The following is a 14,398-nucleotide window of genomic DNA, read 5'->3' on the forward strand; positions in this document are numbered from 1 at the left end:
ACGGCATACGAGATTTCTGCCTGTCTCGTGGGCTCGGAGATGTGTATAAGAGACAGGTTGAGAGGTGGGCGAGAAAAGCGGTTGCCTCGCCCTCGCCTCCGGGTGATCGTGGCCCGTTGTGACCGCCGACTCCCCGACACCCCGCCTCCGCGCCCTCCTCCCCGACCTCGCCCCCTGGCACGCCTCCGCCGACTTCCGCAGGCTCTGGCTCGCGGGGCTGATCTCGAACTTCGGGAGTTTCCTGACGTTCGTCGCGCTCCCGGTGCAGATCAAGGAACTCACCGGCTCCGCGGCGGCGGTGGGCGCGGTCGGCGCCGTAGAACTGGTGCCCCTCATCGTGTTCGGGCTCTACGGCGGTGCGCTCGCCGACGCGTGGGACAAGCGGAAGCTGATCGTGTGGACCGAGGTGGGACTGGGCGTGCTGTGCGGGGCGTTGCTGTTCAACTCGCTGCTGCCGCACCCCGCCGTCTGGCCGCTGTACGTGATCGCCGCCCTGACCTCCGTCCTCGGTTCGATCCAGCGGCCCGCGCTGGACTCGCTGTGGCCGCGGATCGTGGCCCACGACCACATGACGGCCGCGTCCGCGCTCAACTCCCTGCGCTGGACGGTCGGCGGGGTCACGGGACCGGCGCTGGCGGGTGTGGTGGTGGCGTTCGCGGGGCTGCCCTACGCGTTCGCGGCGGACACGCTGACGTTCGTCGTGTCCGTCGTCCTGATCTTCCGTATCGCGGCCTCCCCCGGCGCCCACGAGGCGCAGAAGCCGTCGTTGAAGTCGATCGCGGAGGGCGCCCGTTACGCGTGGAGCCGCAAGGAACTCCTCGGCACGTACGTGATCGACCTCGCCGCGATGTTCTTCGCGATGCCGCTGGCGGTGCTGCCGTTCCTCGCGGACGATCTGCACGCCGAGTGGTCACTGGGGCTGATGTACTCGACGGTCCCGGCCGGTGCCCTGCTGGTGAGCGTGACCAGCGGCTGGACCTCGCGGGTCCACCGGCACGGGCGGATGGTGGTGCTGTCGGCCGCGCTGTGGGGTGCGGCGATCGCCTGCGCGGGTGCCGTGGGCAACGTATGGCTGGTGCTGCTGTTCCTCACCGTGGCGGGCGGCTGCGACATGGTCAGCGGCATCTTCCGCGGGGTGATGTGGAACCAGACGATCCCGGACGAGCTGCGCGGCCGGCTCGCCGGGATCGAGCTGCTGTCGTACTCGGTGGGCCCGCAGCTGGGCCAGGTCAGGTCGGGCGGCATGGCCGCGCTCACCGGGGTGCGGACGTCGGTGTGGGCGGGCGGGCTGATGTGCGTGGGCGCGGTGGGGCTGCTGGCCGTGGGGCTGCCGAAGCTGATGACGTACGACGCGCGGACGAACGAGCACGCGCTGCGGCTGAAGGCACAGCGCGCCACGGCAACGACCCCGGCCGACGTCTGATCAGTCGTCCTCGGCGCTCCCCTTCGTGGCGTCGTGCCACTTGGGGTCGTTCTCCCACTCCAGGTTGCGCTCGCGGGCCGTCTCCATCGCGTGCTCGGCCTCCGCGCGGGTGGCGTACGGCCCGAACCGGTCCTTGGCGGGGCACTCCGGCCCCTCCTCGACCTTCTTGTGTTCGAGGCAGTAGTACCACTCGCCGGGCTTCCCGACCGTGCGCTTCTTGAACAGGGCCATCAACGGCTCCTTTCCCTACGGCCATGTTCCCCCATGACCGCTGGTTAGACTCGCTGGCATGTCTGGCCAGTCGCTGCTCGTACCAGGGGAGCTCTCTCCCATCCGTTCCGTGCCCGGAAACATCCGTCGCCCCGAGTACGTCGGCAAACCCGCGCCGACTCCGTACACGGGGCCGGAGGTGCAGACCCCCGAGACGATCGAGGCGATGCGGATCGCCGGGCGGATCGCCGCGCGGGCGATGGCGGAGGCCGCGAAGATCATCTCGCCGGGGGTGACCACGGACGAGATCGACAAGGTGGCGCACGAGTACATGTGCGACCACGGCGCCTATCCGTCCACGCTCGGCTACCGCGGCTTCCCCAAGTCCCTGTGCACCTCGCTCAACGAGGTGATCTGCCACGGCATTCCGGACTCCACGGTGCTGCGCGACGGCGACATCATCAACCTCGACGTGACGGCGTACATCGGCGGGGTGCACGGCGACAACAACGCGACGTACCTGGTCGGTGACGTCGACGAGGAGAGCCGGCTGCTGGTCGAGCGCACCCGTGAGTCCCTCGACCGCGCGATCAAGGCGGTCCGGCCCGGCCGCCAGATCAACATCATCGGCCGGGTCATCGAGTCGTACGCCAAGCGCTTCGGGTACGGCGTGGTCCGGGACTTCACCGGCCACGGCATCAACTCGTCCTTCCACTCCGGCCTGATCGTCCCGCACTACGACAGCCCGCACGCGACGACGGTCATCCAGCCCGGGATGACATTCACCATCGAGCCGATGCTGACGCTGGGGACGTACGAGTACGACATGTGGGACGACGGGTGGACGGTCGTCACGAAGGACCGGAAGCGGACGGCGCAGTTCGAGCACACGTTGGTGGTGACGGAGACGGGGGCGGAGGTTCTGACGCTCCCGTAGCACCTCGGGACCCGTCCTCTGCTGGGGACGGGTCCTTTCTTGTACGCTTTTACCGACAGGGTGTCGGCAACCTGTTGACTTAGGTAAGGCTTGCCTTAGAGGATAGGGCTCATGGACTCCTTCTCGACAGTCATCCGCACCGCGTCCCACGAACAGCACGTGGAGGCGGAGACCTCCACCTTCATGAGCGACCTGCTCGGCGGCCGGCTGGGCGTCGACGCGTACGCCCGGTACACCGAGCAACTGTGGTTCGTCTACGAGGCGTTGGAGACCGGTGCGGAGCGCCTCGCGGCGGATGCGGTGGCCGGGGCGTTCATCCAGGCCGAGTTGTTCCGGCTCCCCGCGCTGGAGCGGGACCTCGAGCATCTGCGGGGTGCGGACTGGCGCGCGGGGCTGACCGCGCTGCCGGCGACCCAGGCTTACGCGGACCGGGTGCGGGAGTGTGCCGAGGAGTGGCCGGCCGGGTACATCGCCCACCACTACACGCGCTACCTCGGGGATCTCTCCGGCGGGCAGATCATCCGCGACAAGGCGGAGCGGACGTGGGGGTTCGCGCGGAAGGGGGACGGGGTGCGGTTCTATGTGTTCGAGGGGATCGGGAACCCGGCGGCGTTCAAGCGGGGGTATCGGGAGCGGCTGGATTCCGTGCGGGTCGACGAGCTGGAGAAGCAGCGGATCGTGGCGGAGTGCAAGCGGGCGTTCGCGTTGAACACCGGGGTCTTTCGGGCGCTGGGTGACGAGTTTCCGATGTCTGCCTGACGCCGGGCGGCACCCGCGAGGCCACCGTCACAAGAAGCGCAGTCGCTCCATCGTCGTGCGCAACTCACCGACCCAGCGGGCATAGGCGGGAACCTGCTGTAGCACCGCCAAGGACACGCGCTGGCCCAGCCGGTCGAAGTCGTACTCGGGCCGGTGCCGTGGGCCGAACGCCTCGGCCAGAGCCTTCTTCGGATCCGGGACCTTCTCGACATCGCGAGGCGACCGGACCAGGTCGCGGACCGACGCCTCCGCCGTCGCCGTGGGCAGCGCGGCGGCGTCGGCCAGCATCCACGCCTCTGTCTCCCGCACCGGGACGATCCCGACGAGCCGGTCCGCCTCACGGCCGAGCCTCGCCCGGACGGACTCGACCTTGCTCCGCTCGTTGTGATCATGATGGATCAGCACGATGTCCATGTGCTCCAGAAGCGATGCGACTTCCTCGACCACCTGGTCGCGCGGCGCGACAGTGAAGCGGCTTCCGGGCGCGGTGCCTCCGAAGTCGAATCCGGGAGCGGACTCCGGCTCCAGCGCCGCCACTTGGCGGTCGATGAGCGGCAGAAGGAACCACTGGTCACTGAGCCCCTCGGTGAGCAGCGCGATGCTCAAGTACCTAAGCCCCATGGGCGTATCCCACCGGGTCCAAGTACTGGCGCACTTCCATGGGCGTGACGTACGTACCACGCTCACCGGTCACGCCGACCCTCCGGGCCCGCGTCAATCTGGTCGGCGACTCTCCTCTCTCCAGCCGCGTGACCGTGTCCATGAACACCACGTCCTGTGAAGCCTCGTCCAGCAGCGAGGCCAGCACGACCGGAGAGTGGGAGGTGACGATGATCTGACGGAGGGCGTCACGATCGCCGTTGCCGGGCTGCTTGTACGTGGCGAGATCCGTGACTCGTCCCTTCAACCGCTCCAGCAGACGTGGGACGCGATTCGGGTGCAAGCCGTTCTCGGGTTCTTCGACCATCAGCACACCTGGATGAGCCGGATCATGTGCGGCGGCGAGCAGGGCGAGTACCCGCAGCGTTCCGCCGGACACGACTCGCGGAGCCATTCTCGGCTCATACTTGTGCTGGATCCAGATGTCCCACTGGGCCTGGACTTCGTCCTGTACGACGTCGAGCTCCCGCACATCGGGCAGAACAGCCGCCACGTCTGCGAGGAAGGCGGACTTCAACTCCGGTGTCCTCCACAACCGGCCGAGTACGGCACCGAGGTTACGGCCGTCTTCGGTCAACGCCTCGGCGTCGTACGCGTCAGCGGGTTGGCGCATGGCATCGGGCAGGGGATCCAGCAGGTGCCAGCCGTCGATTGCTCGCTTCAGAGCGTGGTACACCACACCATCAAGACGAGGGTCCTCTCCCGGCCCCTCCCGGTATACGTAAGGAGCCGAGTCGTCGATATCAGCGGCCACCTGCTCCGGCATCAGCAGACCGTAGCTGCCCACTCCCCCGATCGACACCTCTACGTTCAACGGGTCCGGCGCCTCGCGATAGCCGATGTACGCGTCGACCCCTACATGAACCAGCCCAAACTGCGAGGTCTCCAGAAGAACGTTCGCGCCGATGTGGATCTCGTCCGCCAAGCTTCCGTCAGGACGCCGCCGGAACAGCTCCCGGGGCCCACCTCGCCTGGCGTGCCGGACCAGCGTCTGGCTGCTGGGTTTCTGCACGAGGCGACCGAGCAGCGCGATCGCTTCCAGCAGGTTGGACTTGCCGGAGCCGTTCGCTCCCAGCAGGACCAGAAACGGCGGAACGTCGAGTGAGAAACGGTCGAACGTCTTGAAGCCGTCGATCTCGATCCGGGTGATCACTGCTGCTCCTCACTCACCGCGTATACACGAAGCGGCTGCGAGGCCACACTATCCACCTAGCCTCCCGCCGTACGGCCAGCAAGCCCGACGGCGTGTATGTGCAGCTCCGGGACCTCGTACAGCGCCGAAAGCGGTCACCGCTCCAGGAACACCCGCCCCCCGACCTCCACCCATCCGCCCGGCTGCGGAGCCGTGAGTATCTGCGACCCCGCGCCCTGCGTGATGTTGAGAGCCCGGCCCAGCTGGTCGGTGAGCAGCAACGCTGCCGCGCCCGTCGCCTCGTCCTCGTGGATGCCGTCGTCGCGGCCGGGGAAGGCGCGGGCGCGGATGCGGCCCGCCGACTCGTCCTCCCAGGCCCAGGCGTAGATCCACTCGCCGGGCGGGGGCACGGGCAAGGCGTCGACCTCGGCGGCGCTGCCGTACTGGCGCAGGGTGCGGGGCGGGGCCCACTCCGGGAGGGCCTCGATCCAGCTGAACTCGCCGTCGAGGCGGGCGCCCACTATGCCCGCCGGGGTGACCAGTTCGGGTATGTCCAGGAGCCAGGCCGTGCCGACGCAGGGGTGGCCGGCGAAGGGCAGGCGCGTGGTCGGGGTGTAGATGTCGATGACTCCCCGCTCGGGGTCGTCGACGAACACCGTCTCGCTGAAGCCGAGTTTCCCGGCGAACACCTGTCGCTCGTCCGGGTCCGGCATGACGGAACCCTCGCGGACGACGCCGAGTTCATTGCCGTATCCACCGCTGGGGCCGCAGAAGACACGCAGCACGTCGTAGTCAGTCACGAGGAAATTGAAACACCGCCCGGGCGGCGAGTTCATCCCAGGCCTGGGCTCCGCCGGAGAGGGGCCAGGTGGGGATGGGGGCGTCGTCGTAGGGCAGCGAGGACAGGGTGTCGCCGAACGCCCTGTCCAGCGTGGCCCGTTGGTAGGCGAGGCCAGGGTGGGCGGGGCGCGCGGCCAGTCGTTCCAGGCGCTGTTCGTGCGCCTCGGTGATCTCGTCGGCGGTGCGACGCCAGTCCGTCTCGTCCGGTACGCGGCGCAGTTCCACGCACACCGGTTGTGTGCCCTCTGCGAGCGCGGCCACCGCGCGGTCGTGGCCGTCGAGGATCAGCCAGCCGTCCAGGAAGGTCACCCACCACAGAAGGACGGGTGCGAGGGTGCCCTCGCGGGCGGGTTTGCGGTACGCCTTCACGCGCGGTGCGTCGAGCGGCGAGAGCCGGCGCAGGGGCAGGATGCCGTGCCAGCCGCCACCGCAGTACAGCTCCAGACTGCCGTTCGGCCACTCCTGGACGAAGTCCGTGGTCCAGATGCCGGGTGCGAAGAAGCCACGTCGGGACAGGCTCCAACGGCCGTCGTTCAGAGGGCTGTCCGGTGCGTTCTCCAGCCAACGGGTGTACTGGTGCACCCAGTTGACCTCCGAACGCTGCTGCGTGGCGCGCAGGGGTGGCAGGGGTGAGCTGTAGCCGTCGAAGCGGTGCAGGGCGAGGTCGTGGCAGCAGCCGTCACCATCCAATCGGCCCAGGAGCAAAGGCCGTTCGCCCTGGCGCAGCAGCCGTCGTCCACCGTCCGCCGTCTCGAAACGCAGCGGGGACGGACCAGGCCGGCCTGTCACGGCCAGCACCAGTCCGTCCGCCGTCGGCGGTTCTCTGCGCCCCTTGGTGTCCACAGGGAACAGTCTTACGCCTCCGTACGCCGCCTGCGCAGTGCGAACACGACTCCCGCGCCCGCCGCCACGGTCACCGCCGCCGCCGTGCCCAGTGCCGCCGCCGGTATCTCGGAACCGGTCGAGGCGAGGGAGCCGGTCACGTCGCCCGTGGTGGAGCCGGTGACGCCGCCCGAAGTCGAGCCCGTCGTACCGGAGTTGCCGGAGCTTTCGGAGGTGCCGCCCGTGCCGGCGGTCGAGGAGGAGCCGTCCGAGGGGAGGTCGGCGTCGGCGGTCAGCGCCACTGTCAGGTCCAGCGGGTCGAGGGCCGCGCCGGTCTCGTAGAAGCCGCCGAAGGCCTTCGCGCCGGCGGTGGTCAGGGTGGCGGTGACGTCGTCGAGGGTGATGACGTCGTTCTGTGCGGTGAGGTCGGACGAGGGCGCCTTCAGGTCGGCCAGGACCACGTCGTCGGACTTCTCGCCGAGGCTCGTCACGTCCGCCGTCAGCTCGCCGGAGCCGCCGTCGAGGGTCGCCTTGAGGTCGGTGAAGGTGAGGTCGAGGCCGTAAGTGCCGTTGTCCTCATGGCCCTTGAAGTTCACCGTGCCCTCGAAGGCGGCGGAGAGGGTGTCGGCGTCCGTGTCGTAGCTGCCGGTCGCGCCGGTGAAGGTGAAGGCGCCGTTGCCGGTGGCCTGGGCCGCGCCGGCCGATGTCGTGATCTTGCCGTTGGCGACGCTGCCTACGACGTAGGAGCGGAAGGACTCCTTGACGCCCCAGGTGAGGATGCCGTCGTCGATGTCGCCCTTGGTGACGGCCGGTTCGGAGGCGGTGTCCGAAGGGCTCGCGCTGCCGGGGGGCGTGGTGGACGGGGTGGACGTGTTGGTGGGGGTGGTCGTGGCGGGCGGGGACGTCGGCGGCGTCGGCGATATGGGGGTGCTCGGGGTCGGGGATGTCGTCGACGTCGGCTTGACCGCCGACAGTGGGTCGCCGGCCGCGTTCGCGTACGTGTCACTGCCGAGGAAGGTGCCCGCGGCGGCGGTGAGCGTGGTGGCGAGGTTCGTCAGGTCCTGGCTGGTGGGCGCGGCGACCGTGGCGAGCGTCACGTCCTGCTGCTTGGTGCCGCCGTCCGCGACGAGGTCGGCGGTGAGGGTGCCCGCCGCGCTGTCGTACTGGAAGTCCGACATCTCCCGCACGAAGCCGTGCAGCGTCGACTTGGCGGTGACGGTGCCCTTGAAGGTGAGGTGCAGGGCGTGGCTGGTGGTGTCGTAGGTGCCCGTGCCGTCCGTGAAGGTGAAGGCTCCGTTGCTCGCGGCCTGCGAGGCGCCGTCCGTGGTGGTGAAGGAGCCCTGTGCGTAGGTGCTCACGTACGTGCGGTACGACTGCTTGATGCCCCAGGTCAACTCGTAGCCGCTGAGCGGGACTTCGGCCGCCGACGCGCTGGTCGTGGCGAGCGCCGTGGCGCCGAGCGCGGCGGCGGTCGCGACGGCCGCGGCGAGGGCGAAGGAAAGTCGAGGTCTGACGGGCATGGCCGTGGTTCTCCTTGGGTGAGTGAGTGGTCCGCCAACCGGCGGACGGGGGGAGGTAGTTCAGTCCTCTTCGGACGTGGTCGGCTCGGCGGCGGCCGGGCTCGTACGGCGCCTGCGGACGATGAGCGCGGCCACCAGCAGCAGGGCGACGCCGGTCGCGAGGCCGATCGGCAGGACGGCCGAAGTGCCGTTGCCACCGGCGGAGTTGTCGGCGACCGGCTCGGCCGACATCTTGGGCTGGGCCGACTGCTCCTCCGGTGTCTCGCTCGCCGTGGATGTCGTGCCCAGGTCGGGCAGCGCGGGCAGTTTCGCGTCGTCGGTGAGGGCGACCGCCAGTGACACCGGGTCCATGGCGGTGCCCGCCCGGTACATCCCGCCGAAGGCCTTGACGCCCTGCGCGGTGAGTTTCGCGGGCGCCTCGGTGAGCTGCGCGAGCCCCTTGACCGCCTTGAGGTTCTTGGCGGTGAAGGTGACCAGCGGGACCTTCTTGCCGGTGAAGTCGGCGCTCGTGACGTCGGCGTAGAACGTGCCCTTGCCGTCCTTCACGGTCGCCCGGACGCCACTGAGTTTCAGGTCGAGGCCCTCGGCGCCGGTGAAGCGGACCGCGCCCTTGAACGAGGCCGTCAACTGCCCGCTCTTGTACGTCCCTTCAGCGTCGGGGAAGCGGAGGAGGGCGCCGCCGTCCTCGGCTCCGGCCGAGAGGGTCCACCTGCCCTTGGCGATGTCACCGGTGACGTACTCCCGGAAGGTGCGGCGCACACCCCAGTCGACGGCGCCGTCCGCGATCGCGCCGTTCGAAGTCTCTTTCTTCGCAGCCGACTTGGTGGCGGTGGGCGTCGAGGTCTTCGTGGCCGTGGCCGGCTTGACGTCCGCCGAGAGGCTCACCGGGTCGAGGACCGTGCCGGCGGTGTAGTAGCCGGCGAAGGACTTGGCGCCCTGTGCGGTGAGCGTGGCGGGCAGGTTGTTGAGGACGACCGCGGTGCCGCCGCCCCTCATGTTGATGCCGCCCAGCGAGAGCGAAGCGAAGGGCACCTGCGAGGACGTCGTGACCGTCCCCGTGCCCTTCGCCTTGCTGGTGACGTCCAGATAGAGGGTGCCGGTCGAGCCCGAGATGCGGACCGTGGGGCGGCTCAGGGTGAGGTCCAACTCGTAGCTGCCGTCGGTCTTCCTGTGACCGACGAAGTGCACCCCGCCCGCGAAGGACGCGCGGAACGCGCCCGTCGAGCCGTCGTACGAGCCCGTCGCCGAGGGGAAGCGGAACTGGCTGCTGCCCACGGTCGCGGCGCCGCCCGTGAGGGAGTAACTCCCGTTGGCGATGGGGCCGGTGACATAGCTCTGGAACGAGGACTTGATGCCCCAGTCGAGCCGGCCGCCCTGCACGGTACGGCTCTCGGCGTGCGCGAGGGCCGCCGGGAGCAGGGCGCCCAGGACCGCCGCGCACAACACGGCTACCAGGGCTTTCAGGCGCGCAGGCATGGGTGAGTCCTCCGGTGACGACTGCCGGTAGCGAACAAAGGTAAGGCTAACCTAAGCTTTCCTCACCAGAAACGACAGTGTCCTGGAGAACCGGCAGTGTCCGGGAGATAGCGACCGTGCCCGGGAGCACCGGCGCTGTCCGAAGGACCGAGAGAGACGGGCGGGACCGTGCCACGCTTGCGCACACGACTGGCGGGAGCACTGTTGTCCGTGCTCGCGCTCACGCTCACGCTCACCGGATGCGGGGGCAGTGACACGTCCGCGGCCACGGCGTCGTCGAAAGTCACCGCCGCGGCCAACCGTGTCGAGCCGCTGACCGACACCCCGGACCCTCAACTCCCGGTCACCGTGAGCTCGGCGGACGGCAAGAAGGTCACCGTCCGCGAGGCGCGGCGCATCGTGCCGCTCTCCGGCAGCCTCAGCGAGATCGTGTTCACGCTCGGGCTCGGCGACCGCGTCGTGGCCCGGGACATCACCGCCACCTTCCAACAGGCCGCGAAACTCCCCCTCGTCACCCGCAACCACGACGTCTCCGCCGAGAGCGTGTTGTCGCTGAAGCCCGATCTCGTTCTCGCCGAGAAGACCACCGGTCCGTCGGAGGCCATGGGCCAGATCCGTGCCGCCGGTGTTCCGGTGCTGGTCGTCGATCCGGCGCAGGGGCTGGCGGATGTGGGCCCGCGTATCCAGGCGGTGGCTGACGCGCTCGGTGTACCGGCCGCCGGCAAGGAGCTGACCAAGCGCTCGGAGGACCGGATCGCCGCCGTGCGCAAGGCGATTCCGGCGCACAAGGAGAAGCCCCGGGTCGCGTTTCTCTATCTGCGCGGGTCCGCGTCCGTGTATCTCATCGGCGGGAAGGGCTCGGGTGCGACCTCGCTCCTGGAGGCGGCCGGGGCGGTCGACGCGGGTGCGGAATCGGGGCTGGAGCAGGACTTCACGGCGATCACCACGGAGGCGCTCGCGAAGGCCGCGCCGGACGCGATTCTCGTCATGACCAAGGGACTTGAGTCCGTCGGCGGGACGGACGGGCTGGTGAAGATCCCGGGGGTCGCGCAGACCCCGGCCGGGATGAACCGGCGGGTCGTGTCGATCGAGGACGGGGTGCTGCTCAACTACGGGCCGCGTACCGACCAGGTACTCGAGTCGCTGGTGGACCAGTTGTACGGGGGTGGGGACGAATGACCGTACTGGGTAACGGGGTTGAGGTTGCTGCGGCGCCAACTCCCGTGCGCAGGCAGCGCAGTGTGGCCTGGATGCTCACGGTGGGGCTGGTCGTGGCCCTTCTCGTTCTCGTCCCGGTGGCGGCCGGGCTGGGCGCGTATCCGATCCCGACGGGTGATGTGCTGTCGTCGGTGCAGCACCGACTGGGGCTCGGTGGGGGCGCATTGGACCGCGTACCGGAGTCGGTGCTTTGGAACGTGCGGTTTCCGCGCATCGTGCTCGCCCTGCTCGTCGGGGCGTCTCTCGGCTGCGCCGGGGCGTTGATGCAGGGCGTGTTCGGGAATCCGCTCGCGGAGCCCGGGGTCATCGGCGTCTCCTCGGGGGCGGCGGTCGGGGCGGTCGCGGTGATCGCGTTCGGGCTCGACTTCCTCGGTACGTGGACGGTGTCGGCGGTGGCGTTCGTCTCCGGGCTCGCCACGGTTCTGTTGGTCTACGCGATGTCACGCTCGGGCGGCCGTACGGAGGTCGTGACGCTGATCCTCACCGGGATCGCGCTGAACGCGTTCGCGGGGGCGCTGATCGGGCTGTTCCTGTTCTTCGCGGACACGGCGGCCGTCAACCAGATCACCTTCTGGCAACTCGGCTCGCTCTCCCAGGCGACCTGGCCGAAGGTCCTCGCGATCCTCCCGTGCGCGGCGCTCGGCCTGATCCTCGCCCCGCTCCACGCCGGCCGCCTCGACCTCCTGGCTCTCGGTGAACGCCCCGCCCGGCACCTGGGGGTTGACGTCGAACGGCTCCGGATCGTCCTGGTACTGGTCATCGCCCTGCTCACGGCGGCGGCGGTCAGCGTCTCCGGCATCATCAGCTTCGTGGGGCTGGTCGTACCGCATCTGCTGCGGATGGCGGCGGGGCCGGGGCATCGGTTTCTGATCCCGGCGAGTGCGTTGCTGGGTGCGTTGGTCCTTTTGGCGGCCGACTTGACGGCCCGCACGGTTGCCGCTCCGGCGGAACTCCCGCTGGGCGTCCTGACGGCACTGCTCGGCAGCCCGTTCTTCTTCTGGCTGCTGCGGAGGACGCGGCGCAGGCAAGGGGGGTGGGCGTGAGGAGGGTTGTGTGGAACACCGTGTCCGTTTGCCGGTCGAGACTGCCACCGGGTGCGCGTTGGGGGCTGCGGGTCGGTGGGGGCTGGGCGCGCAGTTCCCCGCGCCCCTTCTCCTTCGGCCGCCAGTTGTCCACCGCCCACCCCGTCTCCTCCGCCCGCCAACTCCCCTCAGCCGCAACGGCGTCCAACGCCCACCCACAAGGAGCCCGCGCATGAGACTCCTCCGTAGCCGCCCCACTCCCCCGGCCCCCGCCGAACCGGGTGACGTCCTCGCCGAGGCCGAGAACCTGCACGTCCGGCTTGGGCAGCGCGCTGTCCTGCATGGGGTCTCCGTGACCGTCCGGGCCGGTGAGGTGCTGGCGCTCGTCGGGCCCAACGGGGCGGGAAAATCGACCCTGTTGGGGGCGCTCGCCGCGGATCTCCCGGCCGCCGCCGGAGTCGTACGGATCAACGGCCGCCCCGCGACGGAGTGGTCCGCCCCCGAACTCGCCCTGCGGCGCGCCGTGCTTCCCCAATCGGCCGCGCTCTCCTTCCCGTTCACGGTCGAGGAGGTCGTACGGATGGGGCGGGCGCCCCACGCCACCACCCCCGCCGAGGACGATCTCGCCGTGGCGGAGGCGATGGCGCGGGCGGAGGTCACGGACTTCGCGCTACGGCCGTTCTCCGCGCTCAGTGGTGGTGAGCGGGCCCGGGTGGCGCTCGCGCGGGTGCTTGCCCAGTGTGCGCCGCTGTTGCTGCTCGACGAGCCGACCGCCGCGCTCGACCTCCGGCACCAGGAACTGGTGCTGCGGCTGTGTCGGGAAAGGGCGCACGCGGGGGACGCGGTGGTCGTGGTGCTGCACGATCTCGCGCTGGCCGCCGCCTACGCGCACCGGGTCGCGATTCTGCGCGCCGGTCGTGTCGCCGCCGACGGTCCGCCGGGGGACGTTTTCACCGAGGAGTTGCTTTCGGACGTCTACGACCAGGCAGTTGAGGTGTTTCCGCATCCGCGCACGGGGGCGGTCGTCGTCGCTCCACGGCGTCCCGCTTGACCTTCTCTTGACCGGTTCTTGGCGTGCGTTTTTCGCCATCGAGATCAAGCCGTGTCTGTGATTTTTCTGTGGGCAGTGAATACCGGACCGGGCGGGTATGAGTGAGGTAAGCCTCAGGTAAGTTAGGGCAGCCTCACCACACTGCCCCACCACACCGCCTCGTCACACACTCCCGCTTGGAGCCTGCATGCGTGCCGTCCGACTTCCCGTCGTCACCGCTGTCGCCGCCGCGGCCGCACTGACCGCCGTCACGGCGTGCACCGCGAAGAGCGACGCCAAGGACGGCGACGCGATCCAGGTCACCGCGGCCGACTCCAAGTGCACGACCTCGACCAAGTCGATACCGGCCGGCCAGGTCACGCTGAAGATCGAGAACACCGGCTCGAAGGCGACCGAGGTCGAGATCCTCTTCCCGGACGACCGGATCGTCTCCGAGAAGGAGAACATCGGGCCGGGCACCAAGTACACGCTCACCGCCGAGGTGAAGGCGGGGGCATACGAGATCGCCTGTCGGCCCGGGATGAAGGGGCACGGCGTTCGACAGAAGCTGACCGTCACCGGGGGCAGCGTCGCCAAGCGTGATCCGAAGCTGGACGCGGCCGTCGCCGCCTACCGCGAGTACGCGCAGAACGAGGCCGACGCGACGATCCCGAAGGTGGAGACGTTCGTCAACGCCATCAAGGCGGGCGACCTCACCGCCGCCAAGAACGCCTACGCCCCCTCCCGCGTCGGCTGGGAGAGCACCGAGCCGATCGCCGAGTCGTTCGGGGACATCGACCCCAAGACCGACACCCGCGCCGACGGCCTGGAGAAGGGCCAGAAGTGGACCGGCTGGCACGCGCTGGAGAAGGCGCTGTGGCAGGACAAGAAGATCGGCGCCGAGCAGAAGACCCTCGCCGACGAGCTGCTCACCGATCTGAAGGACTGGCAGAAGCGGGTCGGCAAGGCCGAGATCACCCCGACCTCCATGGCCAACGGCGCCAAGGAACTCCTCGACGAGGTCGCCACCGGCAAGGTCACCGGCGAGGAGGACCGTTACTCGCACACCGACCTGAGCGACTTCAAGGCCAACGTCGACGGCGCGCAGAAGGCGTACGAGCTGCTGAAGCCGGTCGCGCAGAAGAACGACGCGGCGCTGACCACCGAGCTGGACAAGCAGTTCGCCGCGATCGGCACCCTGCTCGACAAGTACCGCTCGACGTCGACCTCGGACGGCTTCGTGTCGTACGACAAGGTCACCAAGGACCAGCGCAAGGAGCTGTCGGACGCGGTCAACGCCCTCGCGGAGCCGCTGTCCAAGCTCGCCGCCGCCGTCGTGAAGTAGGGGA

General features: G+C 69.4%; 14 protein-coding genes. 7 read left to right on the forward strand and 7 right to left on the reverse strand.

Going from position 1 to position 14,398, the window contains the following annotated elements:
• Nucleotides 1-118: 118 nt before the first annotated feature.
• Nucleotides 119-1,423 (forward strand): MFS transporter, encoded by a 1,305-nt coding sequence (locus tag OO70_RS47575; RefSeq protein WP_043686974.1) that lies wholly within the window; start codon nucleotides 119-121, stop codon nucleotides 1,421-1,423.
• On the opposite strand, the gene OO70_RS47580 is transcribed toward OO70_RS47575, so the two are convergent.
• Complete coding sequence (locus OO70_RS47580) at nucleotides 1,424-1,654, reverse strand: hypothetical protein (protein WP_043686978.1); 231 nt, start codon at nucleotides 1,652-1,654, stop codon at nucleotides 1,424-1,426. It abuts the gene before it with no gap.
• Between the two features lie 58 nt (nucleotides 1,655-1,712).
• On the opposite strand from OO70_RS47580, the gene map reads away from it, so the two are divergent.
• A complete protein-coding gene (gene map, locus OO70_RS47585; protein ID WP_043686979.1) occupies nucleotides 1,713-2,570 on the forward strand; it encodes a type I methionyl aminopeptidase in 858 nt (285 codons plus the stop codon).
• A gap of 111 nt (nucleotides 2,571-2,681) precedes the next feature.
• Nucleotides 2,682-3,329, forward strand: coding sequence for a biliverdin-producing heme oxygenase (locus tag OO70_RS47590; protein ID WP_043686982.1), 648 nt, complete (start codon nucleotides 2,682-2,684; stop codon nucleotides 3,327-3,329).
• 27 nt (nucleotides 3,330-3,356) lie between these two features.
• On the opposite strand, the gene OO70_RS47595 is transcribed toward OO70_RS47590, so the two are convergent.
• The 6 genes from OO70_RS47595 to OO70_RS47620 form a co-directional block, all read right to left on the reverse strand.
• Nucleotides 3,357-3,935, reverse strand: coding sequence for a DUF4276 family protein (locus OO70_RS47595; protein ID WP_043687082.1), 579 nt, complete (start codon nucleotides 3,933-3,935; stop codon nucleotides 3,357-3,359).
• A gap of 4 nt (nucleotides 3,936-3,939) precedes the next feature.
• Nucleotides 3,940-5,142, reverse strand: a complete 1,203-nt coding sequence (locus OO70_RS47600; RefSeq protein ID WP_043686985.1) for an AAA family ATPase — start codon at nucleotides 5,140-5,142, stop codon at nucleotides 3,940-3,942.
• Between the two features lie 134 nt (nucleotides 5,143-5,276).
• Complete coding sequence (locus OO70_RS47605) at nucleotides 5,277-5,921, reverse strand: PhzF family phenazine biosynthesis protein (protein ID WP_043686986.1); 645 nt, start codon at nucleotides 5,919-5,921, stop codon at nucleotides 5,277-5,279.
• Entirely contained in the window at nucleotides 5,914-6,804 is an 891-nt protein-coding gene (locus OO70_RS47610; protein WP_234337114.1) for a hypothetical protein, read from the reverse strand. The genes OO70_RS47605 and OO70_RS47610 overlap by 8 nt, the downstream gene beginning before the upstream one ends.
• Before the next feature lie 11 nt (nucleotides 6,805-6,815).
• On the reverse strand, nucleotides 6,816-8,303 hold the full coding sequence (locus OO70_RS47615) for an HtaA domain-containing protein (RefSeq protein WP_043686989.1): 1,488 nt from the start codon (nucleotides 8,301-8,303) through the stop codon (nucleotides 6,816-6,818).
• A 60-nt stretch (nucleotides 8,304-8,363) separates the two neighbouring features.
• Complete coding sequence (locus OO70_RS47620) at nucleotides 8,364-9,779, reverse strand: HtaA domain-containing protein (protein WP_043686991.1); 1,416 nt, start codon at nucleotides 9,777-9,779, stop codon at nucleotides 8,364-8,366.
• A 168-nt stretch (nucleotides 9,780-9,947) separates the two neighbouring features.
• Between OO70_RS47620 and OO70_RS47625 the strand changes: the two genes are divergently transcribed.
• The 4 genes from OO70_RS47625 to efeO all read left to right on the forward strand — a co-directional run bounded on the left by OO70_RS47625 (nucleotide 9,948) and on the right by efeO (nucleotide 14,394).
• Entirely contained in the window at nucleotides 9,948-10,958 is a 1,011-nt protein-coding gene (locus OO70_RS47625) for a heme/hemin ABC transporter substrate-binding protein (protein ID WP_043686994.1), read from the forward strand.
• Entirely contained in the window at nucleotides 10,955-12,040 is a 1,086-nt protein-coding gene (locus tag OO70_RS47630; RefSeq protein ID WP_043686997.1) for a FecCD family ABC transporter permease, read from the forward strand. The genes OO70_RS47625 and OO70_RS47630 overlap by 4 nt, the downstream gene beginning before the upstream one ends.
• A gap of 211 nt (nucleotides 12,041-12,251) precedes the next feature.
• Entirely contained in the window at nucleotides 12,252-13,070 is an 819-nt protein-coding gene (locus OO70_RS47635; protein WP_043686999.1) for a heme ABC transporter ATP-binding protein, read from the forward strand.
• 187 nt (nucleotides 13,071-13,257) lie between these two features.
• On the forward strand, nucleotides 13,258-14,394 hold the full coding sequence (gene efeO / locus OO70_RS47640) for an iron uptake system protein EfeO (protein WP_043687001.1): 1,137 nt from the start codon (nucleotides 13,258-13,260) through the stop codon (nucleotides 14,392-14,394).
• Nucleotides 14,395-14,398: the final 4 nt, after the last annotated feature.

The organism is Streptomyces xylophagus (assembly GCF_000716435.1).
In the GTDB taxonomy this organism is placed as follows: Bacteria; Actinomycetota; Actinomycetes; order Streptomycetales; family Streptomycetaceae; genus Streptomyces; species Streptomyces xylophagus.

Excerpts from the sequence above, each read along its gene's own strand:
- OO70_RS47615 (WP_043686989.1), bottom strand. The coding sequence starts at position 8,303 with ATGCCCGTCAGACCTCGACTTTCCTTCGCCCTCGCCGCGGCCGTCGCG.
- map (WP_043686979.1), top strand. The coding sequence starts at position 1,713 with ATGTCTGGCCAGTCGCTGCTCGTACCAGGGGAGCTCTCTCCCATCCGT.
- OO70_RS47590 (WP_043686982.1), top strand. The coding sequence starts at position 2,682 with ATGGACTCCTTCTCGACAGTCATCCGCACCGCGTCCCACGAACAGCAC.
- OO70_RS47580 (WP_043686978.1), bottom strand. The coding sequence starts at position 1,654 with ATGGCCCTGTTCAAGAAGCGCACGGTCGGGAAGCCCGGCGAGTGGTAC.
- OO70_RS47630 (WP_043686997.1), top strand. The coding sequence starts at position 10,955 with ATGACCGTACTGGGTAACGGGGTTGAGGTTGCTGCGGCGCCAACTCCC.
- OO70_RS47635 (WP_043686999.1), top strand. The coding sequence starts at position 12,252 with ATGAGACTCCTCCGTAGCCGCCCCACTCCCCCGGCCCCCGCCGAACCG.
- OO70_RS47620 (WP_043686991.1), bottom strand. The coding sequence starts at position 9,779 with ATGCCTGCGCGCCTGAAAGCCCTGGTAGCCGTGTTGTGCGCGGCGGTC.
- efeO (WP_043687001.1), top strand. The coding sequence starts at position 13,258 with ATGCGTGCCGTCCGACTTCCCGTCGTCACCGCTGTCGCCGCCGCGGCC.